The following is a 21,316-nucleotide window of genomic DNA, read 5'->3' on the forward strand; positions in this document are numbered from 1 at the left end:
CAGAGCGCCCTGGCCGTCGAGGCGCGCCGAGCCCAGGTCCGCGACGCAGCCGAGGTGGCCGGCAAACCTCTACCGGCCTAGGCTGACCGTGCCTACATCGTGTTCCACAGCGTGCAGTAACCATTCGGCGAAATCTCATCGTCGCCGGGAATGAGCTTGCAGCGCCCCGGCGCCGTGGCGGAACTGCCCGGGATGAATTCCAGGCACGACGTACAGTTTTTGCCGTCAAGCGGGCTGTCCTGGTACTTGTACTGGGCCCTGAGAGTCTGATTGGTAGCCGCCGTGGCCTCGCCGGTCAGGCTGACCAACGGAACGCAGGTCGCGCATGCGACGCTCAAGCGGATAAAGCGGCGGCGTGTAAGGTTCGCGCTCATGATGCTTGCTCTCCCTGTCGTGATGAAGGTGGATCAGGCCGCCATTATTGCCCGTGCTGCGTACGTGGCCATCGCTTCATTGAAGGAGCGGCTTCGCGGCTGCGGAGATCTGTCGCACCAACAGGTCTTCAAAATCCGCCACCGGCAAGGGCCTGGAGAACAGGTAGCCCTGCATTTCATCGCAATGGCAGCCCCGGAGATAGTCGCGCTGCACGACCGTTTCAATCCCTTCGGCTACGACCTTCAGCTTCATGCGGTGGGCCAGCTCCACGATGGAAACGGCGATCAGGCCTGACTCCGGGTCGGTCGTAATGCCACGGACGAAGGACTGGTCGATCTTCAGTGCGTCGATGGGAAAGCGACTCAGGTAGCCGAAGCTGGAATAACCGGTCCCGAAGTCGTCCAGGGACAGATCGACGCCAAGCCCTTTCAGTTCGTGCAGGATCTCGATGGTCTGCAACGGATCGTCCATCAGCATGCTCTCGGTCAGTTCGAGTTCAATACTGCCTGCCGAGATGCAATGCCGGGCCAGCGCGTCGCCGACGATGTCCGGCAGTTTGCCGGAGTGGAACTGGCGGGCCGAGACATTGACGGCCAGCCGTCCCCAGGCGCCGAAGCGCGCCTCCCAAGCTTGTTGTTGCCGGCAGGCCTCATCGATGACCCAGGTTCCGATGGCGACGATGAGTCCGGTGGCCTCCGCCAGCGGGATGAAGCTGCCCGGCCCTTCCACCCGGTCGCCCCGCTGCCAGCGGATGAGCGCCTCCGCCCCCGTGATCCGTCCGGTCTGGAGATCGACCTTGGGCTGGTAATACAGCCTGAACTCCTTGCGCCCCACCGCTCTGCGCAATGCCGCATCCAGTTCCAGTCGTGCAATCGCATCGGCGTTCATGGCCGCGGTATAGAAGCAGAAGCGGTTGCGCCCTTGGGCCTTTGCCTGATGCAGGGCCGTATCGGCATCCCGCAACAGCTCGTTCGCGGTCTGCCCATTGTCCGGGAACATGCTGATCCCGATGCTGGCGGCGATATACAGCTCCGTCCCGTCCCCGAAGTGGAAAGGCGTCTCCAGCGCGGACAGGATGAACTGGGCGGCTTCCGCGGCGGTATCGGGGCTTGTCACTGATTCGAGGATCAGCAGGAATTCATCGCCACCCAGGCGACCGAGGGTGTCCTCGTTGCGTACCCGCGCACGCAGGCGTCGGGATGTCTCAAGCAACAGCAGGTCACCTGCCCGGTGGCCGAGGCTGTCGTTGACGGTCTGGAAATGATCAAGGTTGATGAACAGTACCGCCACCCGGTTGCCGCTGCGACGCGCGTGGTCCAGGGCGTGCTCCAGCCGCGACTGCAGCAGCAGGCGATTGGGCAACTCGGTCAGCGGGTCGTAATGGGCCAGATGCGCGAGTTGTTCCTCGCTGCGCCGGACCTGGCTGATGTCGGTCAGGAGTGCCACGTAATTGGCGGTTTGCTCTTGATCGTCGAGGACCCGCGACACCGTCATCCAGCAGGGATAGAGTTCGCCGTTCTTGCGCCTGTTCCAGAGTTCGCCCTGCCACTGTCCGCTCCGGTCAAGGCTCGACCACATTGCCTGGAAGAACTCCGGCCCGTGGCGGCCCGAACGGAGCAGGCTGGGATTGCGGCCGAGTACTTCCGCCTCGCCATAGCCCGTGATATCGATGAAAGCCCGATTCACAGCCACCAGCACACCTGCAGCATCGGTGATCATCACTCCTTCACGGGCACTCTCGAACACGCTTGCCGCTTGACGCAATCTCGCCTCCCGCTCCATCAGGGCGGCTTCCGTGGCCTTACGCTTAGTGATGTCCTCAATGACCGCAATGAAGTACTCAGGTTCGCCGGCTGCATCGCAAACCAGCGCAACGGTCAGGTGGACCCAGATTTCCTGTCCGTCCTTGCGGATGTAGCGCTTTTCGAGATCGTAGTTGTCGATCTCCCCGGCCAACACGCACCGTACCAGCGCCTCGTCCTCGTCCAGATCATCGGGATGGGTGATGCGCTGGAAGTTCAGCTGCAGCAACTCGTCCCGCGAGTAAGCCACGATATCGCAGAGCTTCTGATTGACACGCAGCCATTGACCGTCTGGTGCCACGTGGGCGATACCGACGGCCGCCTGTTCGAAGGTCGCCCGGAAACGCTCCTCCAGACTACGCATCCTGCGGCCAACCCGCTGGCGCTCGCTGATCAGGCCTGCGAGCCGGGCCAGCAGCTCGCTCGTGGAGAACGGTTTGTGGATGTAATCCTGGACCCCGTGCTGCAAGAGTTTGCTGCGCAACGCATCATCGGCCTTGGCGGTCAGCATCACGATCGGCGTATCGTCAAACTGCGGATAGCGCCGGATGGCCTCCACCATGCCATCACCACTCAGGCGGGGCATCATCACGTCGGACAGGATCAGCGCGGGGAGCTGATCCAGAGCCATGTCCAGCCCCGCCTTGCCGTCGAAGGCACTGGCAATGCGGTAATGTTCCCGCAGGGCGCCAACGATGAAGGCATGCATGTCCGGGTTGTCCTCGACCACGAGGATCAGGGGCGCCGTAGCTACGGCAGCCGGGATATCCGCCGGCACTGCGCCCTGCACGTGATCGTCGACATAAGCAGCCACCAGGTCCGAGACATCCGGCCCATGTGGCATGACCACCACTCCCGAGGGTGCGGATGGCGGAAGTCGCACCGAGAACAGGGCGCCGCCCTGGGGCGCACCGCTCACCTCGATGCTCCCTCCGTGCAGCAGGACGAATTCCTTCGAGATTGCCAGGCCGAGACCGGAACCACCTCGATACTTCCCTGAGCCATCTCCAATTTGCCGATAGCGTTCAAAGACCAGCAGGCGCATGGGCTCGGGCACACCCGGACCGCTATCCGCAACCTGAATCACCGGCCAACCGTCTTGCAGCGTCAGGCTGACCGTAATGCGCCCTCCATTCGATGTGAACTTGAAAGCGTTCGACAGCAGATTCAGCAATATCCTTTCGCACTTTTCCACATCGGCGTCCACCTCGAGTTTCTGAGGCCCCTCGACCCGATAGGTTATTCGACGATCAGCGGCCACTGTATCGAAATGGGAGGCCACCACGCGGACGAGGCCGGCCAGATCGAAGCGCGCATAGCGCAGCACCATGCGACCGGCGTCGAGCCGCGCGATATCGAGCAGATTGTCCACCTGGCGGTGCAACAACCGTGCATTGCGCAGTGCAACGCTGAGCCTGTTCCGCTCGTCGTCGTGAAGGCGGGGAGACGCCAGCAGATCTGCCAGCGGCCCGAGAATGAGCGTCAGCGGTGTGCGCAACTCGTGGCTGACGTTTGAAAAGAACTGGGTCTTCAGTTCGTCGAGCTCCAGCGTCTTCTGATAGAGCCGGTCGAGCTCCTCGTTCGCACTCTTCAGCTGCGCACTGGCTTCGGCCACCTCCCGCGAGCGCGCGAAAACCTCGGTCTCCATGCGCAGGGCCTGCTGACGCAGGTTGTCATTGAGCCGACTCTCCTCGACCCCCTGCTGCTTGAGGAGGACGAACTCGGTGACGTCCTCGACGCGATGGATGATGTAGGCGAGTCGTCCATCCTCGCCTGCTACCGGGGTGTTCAGCGGACTCCAGTAGCGCGCCTCGAAGCCGCCCCCCTCCTCCGCCGGGCGGCGGATATCGTATTTCTGGACCGGCATGGCATCCGCAAGGCCTGTTTGCAGCACGCGCAGCAGCGATGCCCGGAGATTGCGCACGCCTTCTGCCCCCGGATCCTCAGGGTTATCGGGGAAGACATCGAAGATGTGCTTTCCGAGAATGCCTTCCCGGTGTGTCTTCGTCGCTCTGACGTAGGCTTCGTTGACCGCGACGATCTTGAGATCCCGGTCCAGAACCAGATAAAGACCTGGTGCGGCATTGAAAAGTCGCCGGAAATCAGGATTGTTCTTCGCGACGTGTTCGCTCGCGTCCATGACATACCCCTGCTCGCGTCACACTTTGGCAAAGCGGCCGCAGAACATTCAACAGCCGATCGAACTCCAGCAGGCTACACTTTGGGCAGACATGAACCGAGTGAAATACTAGACGCATCTTGCGTAGGGTATTTCACACTTTCGGCATGAAATACCCACTCCGGGTTTTTATTCAGGCTTCTGCTGCGGGCCTGCGGGCAATCAGGCCTATCAAGGCCGAACGTCCACGGTGCCCGCTACCTTCGGTGATCTCCTCTTCATACTCGACGAGCTCCTCGATCTCCCAGCCGCTGAAGGCCTCCCGCAGGACCTCTTCGGTATAGAGGTTTTCCACCGCCGACGGGCCTCCCGTACCGTATTCGAGCTGCTTCGGCGTATAGCCCTGGAGCAGGATCCGCCCACCGGGCCGGGTCATCTGTTTCATGACTTCGAACTGCCGCTCCCGCCACTCGGGGCCGACGAACTGGATGAAAATGCCGACAACCCAGTCGAAGTGCGCCTGGAATTCGGCTGGCGACCACCCCGGTGCAAGCATGTCGGCCTGCAGGAAACGTACATCCAGATTCTTCCCGGCAGCCAGGCGGCGAGCCTTTTCCACCGCGACGGCAGAGATCTCGATGGCCGTCACGTCCAACCCCTGCTCGGCCAGCCAAACCGAATTCCGCCCTTCCCCATCGGCAACCGACAAGGCCCGGCTGCCATCCTGCAGGCGCTCAGCCCGTCGGGCCAGAAAGCGGTTGGGTTCGGTGCCGAACAGATAATCGTCGCCGGCGTCCTGATAACGCTTGCTCCAGAAGCTTTCTTGATTCATCGGACTTTCCTCCAGGGAAATGAGTGGCTTCATATCTAAGGGCCTCAGTGCATACCCATTCGAAGTGAGTGCGTGGCGTCGCAGAAGTTCACGCGACACAGATTCTCGCCAAAATTGGCCTAACTTTACGAACATCTTCCGCTTTCACCTGTCGACGGAGCTTATGGAAGCATGTAGCTTTGTCCCCTTTCGCAACACCCGCATTCCTGGAGTAATACAGTGAAAATCAGCCTGATCCGGTCCTTGCTGGCCCTCGCCTTCGCCACGCCAGTCCTGCTTTCGGCACCGGCGACAGCCCTGGAGGCTCCGGCTGCGCAGCGCCTCGCCCCGACCACCGAGCAGGCCCAGACCGCGTATCTGAGCGCCCAATTGCTCGGGCGCTATCACTACAAGGCGCAACCCCTCGATGACGCGCTGTCGGAAAAAATCTTTAACCGCTATCTGAAGGCTTTGGATCCCGAGCGCCTGTATTTCACCCAAGCCGACATCGACTCCTTCGCCGATGCGCGGACACTACTCGACGACGCGATCCAGCGCGGCAACTTGGCCATCCCCTTCGCGATCTTCCAGCGCTACGAACAGCGCTCCGCCGAGCGCCTGAAGAAGGCCCGCGAACTGCTCAACCAGAACTTCGATTTCAGCGTCAACGAGAGCTACCCCTACATGCGCGACAAGGCGCCCTGGCCGAAGGACGAGGCCGAGGTTCAGGACTTGTGGCGCAAGCGGGTCAAAAACGACTGGCTGCGCCTCAAGCTAGCCGGCAAGGACGATAAGTCGATCCGCGAAACCCTCATCAAGCGTTACGACAATTATCTGGCCCGTGCGTCGAAGAACAAGAGCGACGACGTGTTCCAGATCTTCATGAACGCCTTCGCGATGTCCATCGAACCCCATACCAACTACCTGGGGCGCAGCGCATCGGACGATTTCGACATCTCCATGCGCCTGTCACTGGTAGGGATCGGCGCCGTGCTGCAGGAACGGGACGACTACATCACGATCCGCGAGCTGGTGCCCGGCGGCCCGGCCGCCCGCTCCGGCAAGCTCTCCGTCGGCGACCGCATCGTCGGTGTCGGCCAGGCGGAGGGCGCACCGGCGGATGTGGTCGGGTCGCGGGTGGACGAGGTAGTCAAGCTGATCCGCGGCACCAAGGACACCAAGGTCACGCTGGACATCCTGCCTGCCGACGCCGGTCAGGACGGCAAGCACAAGCTGGTTTCGCTGGTGCGGGACAAGATCAAGCTGGAGGAGCAGGCCGCCAAGAAAACCGTGATCAAGTCCGGCGACGGTGCCAACGCGCGCCGCATCGGCGTCATCACGCTGCCGACCTTTTATGAGGACTTCGAAGGCCGCCGCAAGGGCGACAAGGACTACCGCAGCGCCAGCCGCGACGTCGTCCGCCTGATCGAGGAGCTCAAGAAGGACAAGGTGGACGGACTATTGATCGATCTGCGCAACAATGGCGGCGGCTCGCTGCGTGAGGCGGTGGAACTGACCGGCCTGTTCATCGACAAGGGGCCGGTCGTGCAGCAGCGCCGCACGGACGGCAAGATCGGCGTCGAGAGTGACGAGAATGCCGGTACGGCATGGGACGGTCCGATGGCCGTGCTGATCAACCGGGCGTCGGCGTCGGCATCCGAGATCTTCGCTGCGGCGCTGCAGGACTACGGCCGCGCACCGATCATCGGCGAGCCGAGCTTCGGTAAGGGTACGGTGCAGACACTGGTCAACCTCGACGAGATCGCCAAGAACAGCAAGCCGAAGTTCGGTGAGCTGAAGATGACCGTCGCCCAGTTCTTCCGCATCAACGGCGGGACGACGCAGCTCAAGGGCGTGACCCCCGACATCCGTTTCCCGTCCGCGTCCGACACGGACAACTACGGTGAGTCGAGCTACGACAACGCCCTGCCCTGGGTGCAGATCGACGCCGCCAGCTTCAAGCCGGCCGGCAATCTGAAGGACGTGATCCCGGCACTGCAGACCCGTTACCAGGCTCGCACCGCCGCTGACAAGGATTTCCAGAGCCTGCTGGACGATATCGCCGACGTCCGCCGGCAACGGGAAAGCAAGTCGATCTCGCTCAACGAAACCGAGCGCCGGAAGGAAAAGGAGATCCGGGAAAATCGCCTCAAACAGCGTGAGAAAGGCGATCTGAAGGGCAAGCTGGCTGCGCTGCGGGACGATGGCCTGCAGTCCGGCGAACGCAGCCTGGCGGCCGATCTGGCGGCCGAGAAGGCGCGCAAAGACGTGAAGGACTTGCTGCTCGACGAGGCGGCACGCATCGTCGCTGACGAAGTCAACCTCCTCTCCGGCAACGCCCAGGTTGCCATGCGCAATCGCACCGGCGCTGCACCTATCGTGACCCGCTGATCACGCCTCCGCCCATAGCAAAGCGCCACCCGCGGGTGGCGCTTTTTTTACGCCCTGAAACGCAAAGTGGCGGCTCCATCGGAGTCGCCACTTGGGTACTGCCTTGCGTGCCCGGGCACGCGATGGACGGCTTACTTGTTGACCGCGTCCTTCAGCTTCGAACCGGCAGAGAACTTCGGCTGCTTGGAAGCAGCGATCTGGATCTCGGCACCGGTTTGGGGGTTGCGGCCCACACGGGCGGCGCGCTCGCCAACGGCGAAAGTGCCGAAACCGACGAGGGTCACGCTCTCACCCTTGGCCAGGGTTTCGGTGATGATTTCGGTGAGGCTGTCCACCGCGCGGCCAGCGTCGGCCTTGGTGAGACCACTCTTGCCAGCCAGTGCATCGATCAGTTCAGTCTTGTTCATAGCTCGTCTTTTGTAGTGAAAGAAATGGGTGGATACAGGAGCTGCGACAGGTGACGCTTTGCGCCTGCAGCGCTCTACACACCCGCGGGCGGTAGCTTACCCTGCTCTTTTCCGCCTGTGGCACGAATCTCAAGGTTTTACGCGCTTTTCAGCAGATTTCGGGGGCTGCGGCGGGCCCATCAGGCGTCCGCGAGCTCCTTCAGGCGCTCAAGGGCCTCGTCGATGCGGTCCACGGCGATCACCTGCATGCCCGGGATGTCCTGCTTCGGGGCGTTGGCCTTGGGCACCAACGCCATCGTGAAGCCAAGCTTGGCCGACTCCTTCAGGCGCTCCTGACCCCGCGGTGCCGGCCGGATTTCGCCAGCCAGACCCACTTCGCCGAACACCACCAGCTGCGCCGGCAGCGGCCGGTTGGTCAGCGAGGAGACGATGGCTAGCAATACTGCCAGATCTGCCGCCGGCTCGGTGATCTTGACGCCGCCTACCGCATTGACGAACACGTCCTGGTCGAAACACACCACGCCGGCATGGCGATGGAGCACAGCCAGCAGCATGGCCAGCCGGTTCTGCTCCAGACCGACGGACAACCGCCGCGGACTGGGGCTGTGGGCGCTATCCACCAGCGCCTGGATCTCCACCAGCAGCGGCCGCGTGCCCTCCTGGGTGACCAGCACGCAGGAGCCCGGCACCTGCTGCCCGTGCTGGGACAGAAAGATCGCCGACGGGTTGGAAACCCCCTTCAGCCCCTTCTCGGTCATCGCGAAAACACCCAGCTCATTGACTGCGCCGAAGCGGTTCTTGAAGGCCCGCACCAGGCGGAAGCTGGAGTGGGTGTCGCCTTCGAAATACAGCACGGTATCGACGATGTGCTCGAGCACCCGCGGCCCGGCCAGCGTGCCGTCCTTGGTCACGTGACCGACCATGATCAGGGTGCTGCCGCCCTGCTTGGCGAAGCGGGTCAGCTGGGCGGCGCATTCGCGCACCTGAGCCACAGAACCGGGCGCCGAGCCCAGGGTTTCCGAGTAGACGGTTTGGATCGAGTCAATCACCGCCACGTCGGGCTTGACGTCCCGCAGACTGCCGAGAATTCGTTCGAGATTGATCTCCGGCAGCAGTTGCAGACCACGCGCATCGAGCTGCAAGCGGGCGGCCCGCAGCGCCACCTGCTCGGCAGACTCTTCACCGCTCACATACAACGCGCGCAGATGGCCGGACAACAGGGCCAAAGCCTGCAGCAGCAACGTGGACTTGCCGATGCCGGGATCGCCACCGATCAGCACCACACCGCCGGGCACCAGGCCGCCGCCCAGCACACGGTCGAATTCCTCGATACCGGTCGGGACCCGCGCTGATTCCTTCGGCTGGATGTCGGCCAGCGTCTGCAGTCTGCCGGAATCCCCGGCCAGCGCCGAGAAGCGTTTGGCGACCGGCGCCTCCGGCTCGACGATGGATTCGACCAGCGTGTTCCACGCGCTGCAGTGCGGGCACTGCCCCTGCCAGCGCGGGGACTTGCCGCCGCACTCGGTGCACACGTGCACCGTCTTGACCTTGGCCATCAGCGATCCAGGCCCTTCACCTGCACCGGCACGCGCGGCGCCAGGGCACAGAACAACTCGTAGCTGATGGTGCCGGCGGCCGTGGCCACTTCATCCGCCGCCAAACCTTCGCCCCACAAGGTGACCGGCGTACCGACGCCGGCCTCCTCGAGATGGGTCAGGTCGCAGGCCAGCATGTCCATCGACACACGGCCGAGCACGCGAGTCCGCCGCCCCCCGACCAGGATCGGAGTGCCGGTCGGCGCATGACGCGGATAGCCGTCCGCGTAACCGCAGGCGACGGTGCCGATGCGCATCGGCCCATCGGCTGTAAAGGTGCCGCCGTAGCCGACCTTGTCCCCGGTCTGGATGCTTTGCGTACCGATGACCTCGCTGCTCAGCGTCATCACCGGGCGCAGACCGATGGCCTCGGCGCTCTGTAGATCCGGCATTGGCGAGCCACCGTACAGAATGATGCCCGGGCGCGTGATCTGCCCGGCGGCCTCCGGAAACCTCAGTAGCGCAGCCGAATTGGCCAGGCTGACCGGCAGATCGAGGCCGGCAGTCAGGGAACGGAACACGCCGAGCTGGCCGGCGATGCCCACCTCGTCATCGGCGCGGGCAAAGTGGGTCATCGGTGTGATCGAGCGGATACACGGCAGAGCCCGCAGCCGGGCCAGCGCCGCGGCGAAGTTGTCAGCGGTGAAGCCGAGGCGGTTCATCCCGGAATTGATCTTCAGCAGTACGTCGAGAGGCGCATCCAGGCGGGCCCGCTCCAGCATCTTGAGCTGGGCCTCGCCGTGGATCGCCGGGGTCAACCCCAGCGCCACCACCTCGGCCAGATCGGCCGGCTCGAAAAACCCCTCCAGCAGGGCGATCGGCTGCTGCAGCCCCGCCTCCCTCAGCTTGCGTGCCTCTTCAATATCCAGCAAGGCAAACCCGTCGGCGACGTCGCCGAAGGCGGCAAGCGCATTGGCCAGTCCGTGCCCGTAGGCGTTGGCCTTGATGACGGCGAACGCCTTGGCGTTACCGGAACGATTCTTTGCGAGCTGATAGTTGTGACGCAAGGCCTCGAGATTGATCGAGGCACGTATCGGACGGGGCATGGTGGTTTTTCAGTTTCTTGACGATGCGAGGCGGCCGATCTCCTCGGTGACGAAATCGGCAAAGGTATTGACCAGACGGGAGCGGAACTTGTCCTTCAACAGGATCACTTCCAGCGGCGTGTGCAAACGGGGTTCGAGCGGAATGCCGACCAGCCGCCCGGCCTTCACTGCGCTCTGGATCGCTGCCTTCGATGCGATAGCGACGCCAAAGCCCTGGGCAACCAGGTGCTTGACCGACGAAAGGCTGCCAAGTTCTGCCGCAACGTTGAGATCCTCGTAGGGAATCCCGGCGGACGCAAAGAACTGGTCCACCAGATCCCTTATTGCATTGCCCGGCTCCCGGTGAATCAGCGGATGCGGTGCGATCTGCTCGGCACGCACGCTGAGTTCCCGCGCCAGCATGTGATCCGGCGCGACGATCAGCTGCAGTTCGTCCTGCCCGGCGCCGCGCCGATCGAGCGTCGGCTGCTCGGTGACGATCTCGATAAGGCCCACGTCGAGGTTACGATCCATCACGCGGGACTCGATGAGCTGGGAATTGCCCACCGACACCCGAGGGATCACCCGCGGGTAGCGCCGCTTGAAGCCTTCGAGCAGAAAAGGCAGCCAGTAGCCGGCGATGGTGGTGCTGGTACCCAGGTGCAGCACCCCCGACAACTCGTCGGTCAGTTCAGACACCCGCGACTCCAGCTCTTCGGTGAGGCCGAGGATCCGTTCGGCGTAGGCCATCACCAACTCGCCCGCGGCGGTCAGGACCACCCGGCCATGGCCACGGTCGAACAGGCGTGTATTGAACTGCTCTTCCAGTTGCTTGATCTGGAAGGTGACGGCTGGTTGCGTCATGAACAGCGCTTCTGCAGCGCGCGTGAAGGATCCGTGGCGGGCAACCGCGTGGAACACCTGAAGTCGACGATCAGCCATGACTCATAAATCCGGTTTATGTATACCCTATTGGATCACAACATTGATCCAGTCGCCAGAAGAGGTCACAACCTTCGTGGTATAAAGCGCGGTCCAAAAAATAAATCACCGCGCTCTCGTATCCCAGCGATGCCTTTCGGTTTCTACATGATCATGGCGGCGCAGTTCTTCTCTGCGCTGGCCGACAATGCCTTGTTGATCGCCTCGATCTACGTACTGCGGGAGATGCAAGCCCCGCAGGAATACGAGCCGCTCCTCAAGCTTTTCTTCACGCTGTCCTATGTGTTGCTGGCTGCCTTCGTCGGCGCCTTTGCCGACTCCATGCCCAAGTGGCGGGTGATGCTGATCAGTAACACCATCAAGATACTCGGGTGTGCATCGATGTTCTTTGGGCTGCATCCGCTGGCGGCGTACGCCATCGTCGGCCTGGGCGCGGCGGCCTACTCACCCGCCAAGTACGGGATTCTCACCGAGTACCTGCCCCACAGGCTGTTGGTGGTCGCCAATGGCTGGATCGAAGGGCTCACGGTTGGCGCGATCATTCTCGGTACCCTGGTCGGCGGCATGCTGATCAAGCCTGCCATCTCCCAAACGCTGCTGGGCATCGACCTCCCCTATGTGGACACCGGCATCGACACCGTCCCCGAGATGGCGTTGACCATCGTCGGCCTGCTCTACCTGACCGCCGCCCTGTTCAACCTCAAGGTGCCTGATACGGGCGTTGACCACAAGGTCCTGCGCAAGAATCCCATCTACCTGCTGCACGATTTCAATCATTGCCTGAAGCTGCTGTGGCGCGACAAGCTGGGGCAGATCTCCCTGGCCACCACGACACTATTCTGGGGCGCTGGCGCCACGCTGCAGTTCATCGTGATCAAGTGGGCGGAACAGGCGCTGCACCTGGATCTGTCCCGGGCCTCTATGCTGCAGGGCGTCGTAGCCGTCGGCGTGGCGATCGGCGCCGTAATGGCCGCCAAGATGGTCACGATGAAGGCCTCGGTGCGCGTGATCCCGCTCGGCATCATCATGGGGATCATCGTCAATGTGATGATCTTCGTGACCGACATGAACCTGGCCATGGCGCTGATGGTCCTGATCGGCGCGCTGTCCGGCTTCTTCGTTGTGCCGATGAACGCCCTGCTCCAGCATCGCGGCCACATCCTGATGGGAGCGGGCCACTCCATCGCCGTTCAGAACTTCAACGAGAACCTATCGATCCTGGTGATGACTGGGCTTTATGCCTTCCTGATCCGTACCGGCTTCTCGATCAGCACGGTCGTCGTGGCTTTCGGCCTGTTCGTGGCGGGAACCATGTACCTCGTGAAGCTCCGTCACGAAGCCAACCAGCGCGAGTTCGACTCCGTCTCCAGCCTGGAAGACATCCACCACTAAGGGGAATCGATGCGGGGCGGCCCAAGAATGCCCTCCCGCCAGCCCCCTTCCGGGACCCTCTTTCGCCTTACTCCGTATCGCCAAGCAGCCTGTGAGCCTCGGCGTGCCGGTACATATCGAGCGCGGTATTAAGCCCGGTTTTCTGGCGGATGGCGGTCTGGTAATTGGCAACCGTCTTGACGCTGAGGAAGAGCCGGGCAGCGATCTCCTCCACCGTACGCCCCGCAGCCAGCAACCTGAAGATTTCGAACTCCCGCGGCGACAGGGCCAGATCTGGCGCATGCCCGCCATCTGACGATAGCGCGTCGGCAATCTCTGGCGCCAGGGCCTGCTCACCACGGGATACCCGCCGCACCGCGTCGATGAGTGCATCGGGTTCGCTACTCTTGGTGAGATAGCCATCGGCGCCGGCGCGCAAGGCCTGGCCGACCATAGAGGCGCTATCGTGCATCGAGAAGATCAGCACCCTGAGCCCGGGCTGGCGTGCCTTGACCCGGGCCAGCGTCTCCAGGCCGCCACGTCCGGGCATCGACAGGTCAAGGACCAGGACGTCGGCCGAGTGGTCGGCGAACCATTGGCAGACGGAATCCGCATCGCCGAAATCGGCCACGACCTCCATGTCGGGCTCAAGCTCCAGCAGGCGCCGGTAGCCGGTGCGGACGACGGAATGATCATCCGCGAGGACCACGCGCAGGCGCGCGCTCATGGTGTTTCCTGCCCGCGAAGCCGGGTGGAGAGAGGGGATGCTTCGAAGATCATGCAATGAAAGTTCAGCCGGGTTCACGACACAGCCACGGCAGTTGCGGTCAGACGAGCGCATTGTCGGCGGCTGCATGAGTCGGCCGAATCCTGCCAGCTTTTGGGGCATTCGGGGAAGCGTGGTATCGCGCCCCCTCCCCTGAGCTGACGTACAGACCACCCCATCCACCATGGCAAAGCGGCAGACGGGCCGTCTTATGACCCGTCTGCCGCAAACCAGGACTGGTGATTACAGGCTGTAGCGGATGCCGACCCACAGAGTGCGGGGTGCGCCTGGGGCCAGGAAAGTGGAGCTCACCAGCGGGTACTCGCCGCCCACCGCCGGGAAGGGCCGCGCAACGATGCCGCCTGTGCTCGAGAACCCCGTAGCGCCGAGTTGGGCCGCAGTGCTGTACTCCCGGTCGAACAGATTGTTGATCTGCCCGAACAGCTGCACCTGGCGATTGACCTTGTAGTTGGCAGTCAGGTTGGTCACCGTATAGCCGCCGGACTTGCCGCTTCCCAAGTAATAGACGCCATCCGGCTGATGTTGATTATTCTCGTTGCCCCGCGCATAAGAGCCGGACACGCCGATCAGGTCCACGCCCAACGACAGCGCCTCGCCAAACTCGTAATCGGCCGACGCCTTGACCATGTGCTTGGGGATCAGCGGAATGCGGTCACCCGGCTTGATATCCACCGTGCCTTCAAGGCCCGGGCCGGCGCTGTTGGTGCTGTTGCCCGCGGCGCCGACGGTCTCGGCCGTACGGTAGGTGGCATCCAGGTAGGTGTAGTTGAGGGCCAGGCTGAGCGGCCCGATGCGGGTGCTGCCGCCGGCCTCCACACCCTGCCGGCGGGTCTCGCCAAAGTTCTTGAAGTAGCCATAGCCCGCCTGCTGGTCGGCGACGAACAGGATGTCGTCGTGGTTGTCGGAGCGGAACAGGCCGACGTTCCAGCGGCTGGTGGAACCGATCTGGCCGCGCATGCCCACATCCCAGGTCTTGGTCACGACCTGCTTGAGGGGCGGGTCACCCGCCATTGCATTCGGGAGCTTGCAAGGGTTGTCCGGATTGGCGCAGCCCAATTCGATCGCCGTAGGCGTGCGGCTGCCCTCGGTGTAACCGGCATAGGCGTTCCACGCGCGAGACGGCGCGAAGCTCAGCCCCACCGCGGGATTGAAACGGTCGAAGACGTGATTGCCGTCCAGGGAGTCGGCGCCGCCGCCCGGATTGAGGTTGTCCCGATTCTTAACCGTCGTCCGGTTGTAGCGGCCGGAAACGGTCGCATGCCAGTAGTCGTTGATGGACAGGGTGTCCGTGGCGAACAGGCTCCATGTGCGGGTGTGGCCGTTCAGGCTGACGCGGGAGTCGAAGGCATCTTCGGAGTTCTGCGTACCGTCGGCAAAGGCATTGACCGGCGTGATCGTGCGATCCGGGTTTATGTATCCGAACTGGGCGCCCTGCTGGAAGCTCACATTGCTCTGATCGTAACCGGCACCGGCGATGAACAGGTTGCGGCGCCCGAGCAGATCGGATGAGAAGGAGGCCTGGCCGGAGAAGCCGAGATTCTCCTGATCGCTGCGGGTCCGGTTGATCAGCCCGGTACATTTCTCGTTGGGCTCTTCGTTGGCCAGTGCATTGGCGATGCAACGCCAGGACGGGAAAGGCGTATTGCTGGCGTTGGCGCCACTGGTGGGGAAACCCGAGTAGCCGGCTGCTGCCAGCGCGGCACGTTCCGATGCGCTGGGCTGGTAGATCGACTGATCCAGCGAACCCTCGTTGATGTCCCCGTTGTAGGTGGAGGCATTGATCTTCCGGTAATACACATTGCCGGACAGTAGCGTCGTGTCGTCCAGGCTGTGCTTGCCGGTCAGGTTGACGAACAGGGACCGGTTCTTGGTGATGTCCGGCTGGGTGTAGACGCTGCTGTAATCCTGGTCGAGGAAACGCGTTTCCTGCAGACCATTGCCGGTGAGGCGGTTGTCAGCATAGGACACGGTCAGGTCCAGGTCGGTCCTGGCGTTTTGCCAGCCAAATTTCCCGAAGGCCTGGCGCACATCGGACGGCGAGTTGGTACGCCAGCCGTTCTCGTGGAACTGGTTCGCGGTGACATACCACTCCAGCCCCTTGTCGTTGAAACCACCGTGCTCGAACTCGACCGAGCGACGGCCGTAGGAGCCCGCGGTCACCTGCACCGAGGTACCAGGATGGGTGCGCCCTTCCTTGGTCTGGATCGCCAGCGCGCCGCCCAGGGTATTGAGGCCGAACAGCGGGTTGGAGCCCGGCATCATGTTCATCGAGGCAATTGCCGCCTTCGGGATCAGATCCCAGCTGACCACGTCGCCAAAGGGCTGGTTGATGCGCACTCCGTCGAGATAGACCGACAAGCCCTGCGGCGTTCCGAGCAGCGGCGAGGCGGTGTAGCCCCGGTAATTGACATCGACCTGAAAGGGGTTGCCCTGCACCTCATTGACATGCACGCCGCTGAGCTGGCGATTCATGAACTGGGCCACATCGAGGGCTCGCCGCTTCTCGATGTCCTTGTCGGTGGCTGTCTGCACCGGGGCAGCGATCTTAGCGAGCGGCAGCTCCAGCCCCGGAAGCGGAGTCTGGCCAACCACCACGACAGTGGGGGCGATGGCGTCGTCGTCCGCCTGCGCGCCGGCAGCAAACGTTGCCAGAACAGCGAGTGCAAGGGGGTGAAGACGAGGACGGCGAACCACGGAAGTAAATGGGGCTGGCTGACGACGGGCGTGTTGCATGATGAGGCTTGTCTCCCTTTTATGATTGGGCGCAGGTTACGCAAGGGTCGGTCTGTGCGCCATGGGAAAAATTCCCGATGGTGCGGGAGAAGACAACAAGGACCGCACGGGTAAAGCGTTGACGTTGGAATTTAGCGTCAATATAATAGGAATCGTTCGCATTTGCATTCCGGGATCCTGGGTCGGGCGATTTCGCCGACCGTCCGAAGTGCGCTGATGCATCAAATCTCAGCCAGCCAGCTACCTGCCCCAAAGCATGTCGCAAGCCAGCCAGGAAGCAAGCCCGACTGGAGACTGACATGAACGCAGCCATGCCCTTGGCGGCTCCCCCGCAACAAGCCCTACCCGCCCCCGTCCTGATGCTCTCGCGCCAGGACAATCCCCTGCCCGTGCGTCGCAGCATGGTGGGCACCGGCGTCGCGGTCGTTCTGCACCTGGCGCTGCTGGGGCTGTTCGCCTACCAGTTCGAAAGTTCGACCCCGCCGATCACGCCGCCGCAGCCGTACATGACGGTCAGCCTCGTGTCCCCCGACACCCCGAAGCCGACACCGCCTCAGCCGCACCCGCAGCAGCCTGCCGTCAGCAAGCAGCAACCCGTTGCCAAACAGCGCCCCGCCCCGCCGACCGTGGCGCCCAGCAAACCAACGCTGACCTCCGCTGCGACTGCTACCAACGCCGTCGAAGCCACGACTCCTGCCGCCCAGCCGGCACCTCCGGCGCCGCCCGTCCAGGCTCCGGCCAAGGAGGCACCGGTGGCGATCGTTCCGCCGCGCTTCGACGCCGCCTATCTATCCAATCCCGCACCGGAGTACCCGCGCCTGTCCCGTCGCATGGGCGAAGAAGGACGGGTGCTGCTCAAGGTGCAGGTGGGTGCCGACGGACGTCCGACCGACGTCAGCATCTTCAAGAGCAGCGGCTTCACGCGCCTGGACGAAAGCGCCCGCGACACCGTCCTTCGCAGTTGGCGCTTCGTACCGGCCCGCCAGGGCGACCAGACGGTTGCCGGCACCGTCAAGGTGCCCATCGATTTCACACTTAACCCCGCGTCCTAAGAAGGAATTCCCATGAACGAATCCACTTTCAGTTTCGGCCATATCTGGGCCCAGGGTGACAGTGTCTCCCACGGTGTCGCCATCATCCTGGTGCTGATGTCCCTGGCCTCCTGGTCGGTGATCCTCATCAAGGCCTGGAGCCTCGTGCGCCTGCGCCGCATGAGCACCGCCGCCAAGCAGTTCTGGCACGCCACCAGCATGGACGCCGGCATGGCCGCGCTGGCCCCGAACTCGGCCGAGAACCCTTTCCACGATCTGGCCAGCCGCAGTACCGAAGCCGTCGCCCATCACGTCACGCACCAGAACGAACTGCATGGCGTACTCAACCTGAACGACTGGCTGACCAGCACCATGCGCCAGTCCATCGACGACTCCACCGGCCGCATGCAAGGCGGGCTGTCCATCCTGGCCTCGGTCGGCGCTACGGCTCCGTTCATCGGCCTGTTTGGTACAGTGTGGGGCATCTATCACGCACTGATGGGTATCGGCGCCGCCGGCCAGGCCACCCTCGACAAGGTTGCCGGCCCGGTGGGCGAGTCCCTGGTGATGACCGCCGGCGGCCTGGCCGTCGCGATTCCTGCCGTGCTGGGCTACAACGCCCTGGTGCGCGGCAACAAGGAAATCCTGGCCCGCCTCAAGCACTTCGCCCATGACCTCCACGCCTTCCTGGTGACCGGCGGCAAAGTCCGCAAGAACCCGGCCAGCATCCATCCCCTGCCGACCCGGAAGGAAGCACAATGAGTTTCAGCAGCCACTTCGACGACGATGGCGAGGTGATGTCGGAGATCAACATGACGCCCCTGGTGGACGTGATGCTGGTTCTGCTGATCATCTTCATCATCACCGTCCCGGTGATCAACCATGCGGTCAAGCTTGATCTCCCCAAGGCCAGCAGCCAGCAGGAGGACGTAAAACCGGACAAGATCAACCTGTCCATCAAGGCGGACGGCAGCCTGTCCTGGAATGGGGAAAACGTCGCCGCCGACGAGTTGCAGAGCCGCCTCGAAGGCGTTGCGACCCGCCAGCCGCAGCCGGAACTCCATCTGCAGGTGGACAAGCGCGCCGAGTACGACCACGTTGCCCAACTGTTGTCCTCGGCCAGCCGCCTGGGACTGGGCAAGATCGCCTTCGTGACCGAGCCCGGAGCCCATTGAAGACTGCTGATACAAGCAACAATCCCACAAACGGGGGTGAGCAGATCACCCCCGTTTTTCGTCCGAACTCAAGAGTTTCGGACAATAAAAAACCTCCGCCCGCTTTGCGCGGGTAGGAGGCTTTTTCCATGCACCGCGAGACGCTTGCGATGCAGATGGTGCGTTACGACTTAACGGTCGGCGGTGAGCTGGGCGAGGAACGCAGCTTCCTTTTCGGCCGGGAAAGCATGTGCTGCCATGATGCGCTGAACAGCCGTCGGTGCGCTGTTGTTATCCACCGAAAACTCGATACCGATCGTACGACCATTGGCGGCCAAGGTCATGAACGCACTACGCCAGCGCTGGGACTCTGCCAGACGTTCGCGAACTTCGCTTTCGTTGCGGATCACGACGCCCGCGGCCTTGAGGGAATCCAGAAACTCTGCGTAGGACTCGTTGCAATAACTGCCCATCGACTTCTCCTGTTAAATCCGGTGATCGCTCACCTGTACTCCCTTAACGCAAACGTCAGCAAGCTGGATGACAGGATTTCAAAAAAATTTTCAAGGCGCGCAAAGTGCCTCCGACAGGCGCTTGCTTCCACTCAATCCGGTGGGAGAACGAACTCGAAGACATTTCCCTGAGGGACACTTCGAGCCCCGATCGTGCCGCCATGGGCCTGGATGATGGAGCGGGTGATCGCCAAGCCCAGGCCGGCTCCGTCGCCCTCATTGTGGCGGGACGCGTCAACACGGTAGAAGCGGTCGAACAGGCGTGGCAGATGCTCGGCTGGAATCGGCTCTCCACTGTTCTCCACCGCGAGGCGGGTCATGCCGTCCGGAGCGATGTCGATCGTCACATCGACACGTCCGCCCTCAGGCGTATGACGCAAGGCGTTGGACAACAGGTTACCCACCGCCCGGCGCAACATCAGACGATCGCCGCCCGCCGTGCCCCGCCCTTGTAGACGCAGCACCACGCGCAGTTCATCGGCAACCGGCCCATAGAACTCAAACAGCGCTGCGACCTCGTCGGCCAGTTCGAAGATTTCGTGGGCCGGCACAATCAGGCCGTTGTCCGCCTTGGCCAGGAACAACATGTCGCCGATCATCCGCGACAGGCGCTCGAACTCCTCGGCGTTGGACTCGAGCACCTCACGATACTCGTCGGCCGTGCGCGTCCGACTCAGGGCCACCTGGGTCTGGGTCATCAGGTTGCTGATCGGCGTGCGCAGCTCGTGGGCCAGGTCGGAAGAGAAATCCGACAGGCGCCGGAAGGACTCCTCCAGCCGACCCAGCATGGCATTGAGGGAACGGGCGAGCTCCGCCAGTTCGACGGGCACCGCCTCCGCCGACAGCCTCCGGTCCAGGCTGCGGGCACTGACCTGGGCGGCGAGCGCGCCCATTTTCCGCAACGGCGCCAGGCCACGGCGGGCTACCACCCAACCAAGCAGCCCCGTAGCGACGCTGCCACCGAGCACCACCAGCCACAGGCTGTGCAGGAAACCATCCATGAAATGACGGTGATGGGAAATGTCCGTAGCCACCGCGACGACGACCGGCGGCGCGCCTTCGATGCCGCTGGGCAACGTGCCGACGATACCGCGGAACGGCACCCCGTCCACCGTCTCCCACACGAAAGGATGGCCGGCATCCGGCTTGTCACCCCGTTCCAGCAGCACTTGCGGGAAGGGGCTGTCGCGGGTCGCAAAGAGGGTGCGGCCGTCGGTACCGGTCACTACCACCGCCAGCCCATGATGGCCGATCAGCGCATCGTCCATCTGCTGCACCAACGTGTCCAGGTCGTCCGGGCTATGCACCCTCTCCAGCGCATGGCGGATCAACTCCAGCTTGCCTTCCAGCAGCGTCATGTCCTGCTCCTGAAAATGCTGCTCGACGGAAGCCTTGACGATGAAACCCAGCACCAACAGCACCGTGGTGGACGCTAGCGCGAACAGCAGGGTCAGGCGGAAGGTCAGGGAATGGCGGCGGATCACGGCGCGTCCTGCTCTTCCAGCACATAGCCCATGCCGCGCACGGTACGGATCAGCTTGGGCTCGAAATCGTCGTCGATCTTGGCGCGCAGGCGGCGCACCGCCACCTCGATCACATTGGTGTCGCTATCGAAATTCATGTCCCAAACCTGGGAGGCGATCAAGGAGCGGGGCAGGACCTCGCCGCGGCGGCGCAGCAGCAGTTCGAGCAGCGCAAACTCCTTGGCGGTCAGATCGATGCGTCGGCCGGCCCGGGACACCCGGCGGCGCGGCAGGTCCAGTTCCAGATCCGCCACCTGCAGCACATCGGCCTCCTTGCTGCGGACACCCCGCCGCAACAGCGTGCGCACGCGGGCCAGCAATTCGGAAAAGGCAAAAGGTTTGACCAGGTAATCGTCGGCGCCCAGCTCGAGGCCCTTGACCCGGTCGTCCACGCTGTCCCGCGCGGTGAGGAACAGCACCGGCAGCTCCTTGCCGGCGCGGCGCAGGGTCTGCAGCACATGCCAGCCGTCGAGCCCAGGCAGCATCACATCCAGCACGATCAGGTCATAGTCCTCGGTCAGTCCCGCATGCACGCCGTCCATGCCATCCCGCACAAGATCGACGGCAAAGCCTGCCTCAGCCAGCCCTTGCCGGAGGTAATTCCCGGTCTTCGCCTCGTCTTCGACGATCAGTATCTTCATCCTTCTCGCAGCCTTGGTTCGTGCCATTCACCCAACGGTGCGTAGGTTACAGAGAATTCAGTCATGCGCGGCGCCCGCCCGCCTGCGCCCTCAGCAC

General features: G+C 63.1%; 17 protein-coding genes. 5 read left to right on the forward strand and 12 right to left on the reverse strand.

Features of this window, described 5'->3' with window-relative positions:
• Positions 1-92: 92 nt before the first annotated feature.
• The 3 genes from AC1PQG_RS12480 to AC1PQG_RS12490 form a co-directional block, all read right to left on the reverse strand.
• Entirely contained in the window at positions 93-374 is a 282-nt protein-coding gene (locus tag AC1PQG_RS12480; protein ID WP_481122856.1) for a high-potential iron-sulfur protein, read from the reverse strand.
• Between the two features lie 76 nt (positions 375-450).
• Complete coding sequence (locus AC1PQG_RS12485; protein ID WP_481122857.1) at positions 451-4,317, reverse strand: EAL domain-containing protein; 3,867 nt, start codon at positions 4,315-4,317, stop codon at positions 451-453.
• Between the two features lie 172 nt (positions 4,318-4,489).
• Complete coding sequence (locus AC1PQG_RS12490) at positions 4,490-5,128, reverse strand: SAM-dependent methyltransferase (RefSeq protein WP_481122858.1); 639 nt, start codon at positions 5,126-5,128, stop codon at positions 4,490-4,492.
• Positions 5,129-5,347: 219 nt separating this feature from the next.
• On the opposite strand from AC1PQG_RS12490, the gene AC1PQG_RS12495 reads away from it, so the two are divergent.
• Positions 5,348-7,498 (forward strand): carboxy terminal-processing peptidase, encoded by a 2,151-nt coding sequence (locus AC1PQG_RS12495; RefSeq protein WP_481122859.1) that lies wholly within the window; start codon positions 5,348-5,350, stop codon positions 7,496-7,498.
• Positions 7,499-7,629: 131 nt separating this feature from the next.
• On the opposite strand, the gene AC1PQG_RS12500 is transcribed toward AC1PQG_RS12495, so the two are convergent.
• The 4 genes from AC1PQG_RS12500 to AC1PQG_RS12515 all read right to left on the reverse strand — a co-directional run bounded on the left by AC1PQG_RS12500 (position 7,630) and on the right by AC1PQG_RS12515 (position 11,467).
• Entirely contained in the window at positions 7,630-7,905 is a 276-nt protein-coding gene (locus AC1PQG_RS12500) for an HU family DNA-binding protein (protein WP_079433745.1), read from the reverse strand.
• Positions 7,906-8,084: 179 nt separating this feature from the next.
• The gene (radA, locus tag AC1PQG_RS12505) at positions 8,085-9,461 is read right to left on the reverse strand and encodes a DNA repair protein RadA (protein ID WP_481122860.1); all 1,377 of its coding nucleotides are present in this window, start codon (positions 9,459-9,461) and stop codon (positions 8,085-8,087) included.
• Positions 9,461-10,546: an alanine racemase gene (gene alr, locus AC1PQG_RS12510; protein WP_481122861.1), complete on the reverse strand. Its 1,086-nt coding sequence runs from the start codon at positions 10,544-10,546 to the stop codon at positions 9,461-9,463. The genes radA and alr overlap by 1 nt, the downstream gene beginning before the upstream one ends.
• 9 nt (positions 10,547-10,555) lie before the next feature.
• On the reverse strand, positions 10,556-11,467 hold the full coding sequence (locus AC1PQG_RS12515) for a LysR family transcriptional regulator (protein ID WP_481122862.1): 912 nt from the start codon (positions 11,465-11,467) through the stop codon (positions 10,556-10,558).
• A 129-nt stretch (positions 11,468-11,596) separates the two neighbouring features.
• Here AC1PQG_RS12515 and lplT point away from each other — a divergent pair, with 129 nt between their 5' ends.
• Positions 11,597-12,859 (forward strand): lysophospholipid transporter LplT, encoded by a 1,263-nt coding sequence (lplT, locus tag AC1PQG_RS12520; protein ID WP_481122863.1) that lies wholly within the window; start codon positions 11,597-11,599, stop codon positions 12,857-12,859.
• Positions 12,860-12,926: 67 nt separating this feature from the next.
• On the opposite strand, the gene AC1PQG_RS12525 is transcribed toward lplT, so the two are convergent.
• Together AC1PQG_RS12525 and AC1PQG_RS12530 are read right to left on the reverse strand one after the other, a co-directional pair.
• Complete coding sequence (locus AC1PQG_RS12525) at positions 12,927-13,565, reverse strand: response regulator transcription factor (protein WP_481122864.1); 639 nt, start codon at positions 13,563-13,565, stop codon at positions 12,927-12,929.
• A 282-nt stretch (positions 13,566-13,847) separates the two neighbouring features.
• Positions 13,848-16,358, reverse strand: a complete 2,511-nt coding sequence (locus AC1PQG_RS12530) for a TonB-dependent receptor (RefSeq protein WP_481122865.1) — start codon at positions 16,356-16,358, stop codon at positions 13,848-13,850.
• 299 nt (positions 16,359-16,657) lie between these two features.
• On the opposite strand from AC1PQG_RS12530, the gene AC1PQG_RS12535 reads away from it, so the two are divergent.
• The 3 genes from AC1PQG_RS12535 to AC1PQG_RS12545 are packed head-to-tail and all read left to right on the forward strand — an operon-like array spanning position 16,658 to position 18,564.
• Positions 16,658-17,410: an energy transducer TonB gene (locus AC1PQG_RS12535; RefSeq protein ID WP_481122866.1), complete on the forward strand. Its 753-nt coding sequence runs from the start codon at positions 16,658-16,660 to the stop codon at positions 17,408-17,410.
• 12 nt (positions 17,411-17,422) lie between these two features.
• Positions 17,423-18,151, forward strand: coding sequence for a MotA/TolQ/ExbB proton channel family protein (locus AC1PQG_RS12540; protein WP_481122867.1), 729 nt, complete (start codon positions 17,423-17,425; stop codon positions 18,149-18,151).
• Complete coding sequence (locus AC1PQG_RS12545; RefSeq protein ID WP_481122868.1) at positions 18,148-18,564, forward strand: ExbD/TolR family protein; 417 nt, start codon at positions 18,148-18,150, stop codon at positions 18,562-18,564. Before AC1PQG_RS12540 ends, AC1PQG_RS12545 begins: the two co-directional genes overlap by 4 nt.
• A 170-nt stretch (positions 18,565-18,734) precedes the next feature.
• On the opposite strand, the gene AC1PQG_RS12550 is transcribed toward AC1PQG_RS12545, so the two are convergent.
• From AC1PQG_RS12550 to AC1PQG_RS12560, 3 genes are all read right to left on the reverse strand, one after another.
• A complete protein-coding gene (locus AC1PQG_RS12550) occupies positions 18,735-19,016 on the reverse strand; it encodes a hypothetical protein (protein ID WP_481114046.1) in 282 nt (93 codons plus the stop codon).
• A 131-nt stretch (positions 19,017-19,147) separates the two neighbouring features.
• Positions 19,148-20,539, reverse strand: coding sequence for a heavy metal sensor histidine kinase (locus AC1PQG_RS12555; RefSeq protein WP_481122869.1), 1,392 nt, complete (start codon positions 20,537-20,539; stop codon positions 19,148-19,150).
• Positions 20,536-21,219: a heavy metal response regulator transcription factor gene (locus AC1PQG_RS12560; RefSeq protein WP_481122870.1), complete on the reverse strand. Its 684-nt coding sequence runs from the start codon at positions 21,217-21,219 to the stop codon at positions 20,536-20,538. The genes AC1PQG_RS12555 and AC1PQG_RS12560 overlap by 4 nt, the downstream gene beginning before the upstream one ends.
• Between the last annotated feature and the right edge of the window lie 97 nt (positions 21,220-21,316).

The sequence above is a fragment of the Zoogloea sp. GDB6 genome (assembly GCF_056724105.1).

Excerpts from the sequence above, each read along its gene's own strand:
- AC1PQG_RS12480 (WP_481122856.1), bottom strand. The coding sequence starts at position 374 with ATGAGCGCGAACCTTACACGCCGCCGCTTTATCCGCTTGAGCGTCGCA.
- AC1PQG_RS12485 (WP_481122857.1), bottom strand. The coding sequence starts at position 4,317 with ATGGACGCGAGCGAACACGTCGCGAAGAACAATCCTGATTTCCGGCGA.
- AC1PQG_RS12490 (WP_481122858.1), bottom strand. The coding sequence starts at position 5,128 with ATGAATCAAGAAAGCTTCTGGAGCAAGCGTTATCAGGACGCCGGCGAC.
- AC1PQG_RS12500 (WP_079433745.1), bottom strand. The coding sequence starts at position 7,905 with ATGAACAAGACTGAACTGATCGATGCACTGGCTGGCAAGAGTGGTCTC.
- radA (WP_481122860.1), bottom strand. The coding sequence starts at position 9,461 with ATGGCCAAGGTCAAGACGGTGCACGTGTGCACCGAGTGCGGCGGCAAG.
- alr (WP_481122861.1), bottom strand. The coding sequence starts at position 10,546 with ATGCCCCGTCCGATACGTGCCTCGATCAATCTCGAGGCCTTGCGTCAC.
- AC1PQG_RS12515 (WP_481122862.1), bottom strand. The coding sequence starts at position 11,467 with ATGGCTGATCGTCGACTTCAGGTGTTCCACGCGGTTGCCCGCCACGGA.
- lplT (WP_481122863.1), top strand. The coding sequence starts at position 11,597 with ATGCCTTTCGGTTTCTACATGATCATGGCGGCGCAGTTCTTCTCTGCG.
- AC1PQG_RS12525 (WP_481122864.1), bottom strand. The coding sequence starts at position 13,565 with ATGAGCGCGCGCCTGCGCGTGGTCCTCGCGGATGATCATTCCGTCGTC.
- AC1PQG_RS12530 (WP_481122865.1), bottom strand. The coding sequence starts at position 16,358 with ATGCAACACGCCCGTCGTCAGCCAGCCCCATTTACTTCCGTGGTTCGC.
- AC1PQG_RS12535 (WP_481122866.1), top strand. The coding sequence starts at position 16,658 with ATGAACGCAGCCATGCCCTTGGCGGCTCCCCCGCAACAAGCCCTACCC.
- AC1PQG_RS12540 (WP_481122867.1), top strand. The coding sequence starts at position 17,423 with ATGAACGAATCCACTTTCAGTTTCGGCCATATCTGGGCCCAGGGTGAC.
- AC1PQG_RS12545 (WP_481122868.1), top strand. The coding sequence starts at position 18,148 with ATGAGTTTCAGCAGCCACTTCGACGACGATGGCGAGGTGATGTCGGAG.
- AC1PQG_RS12550 (WP_481114046.1), bottom strand. The coding sequence starts at position 19,016 with ATGGGCAGTTATTGCAACGAGTCCTACGCAGAGTTTCTGGATTCCCTC.
- AC1PQG_RS12560 (WP_481122870.1), bottom strand. The coding sequence starts at position 21,219 with ATGAAGATACTGATCGTCGAAGACGAGGCGAAGACCGGGAATTACCTC.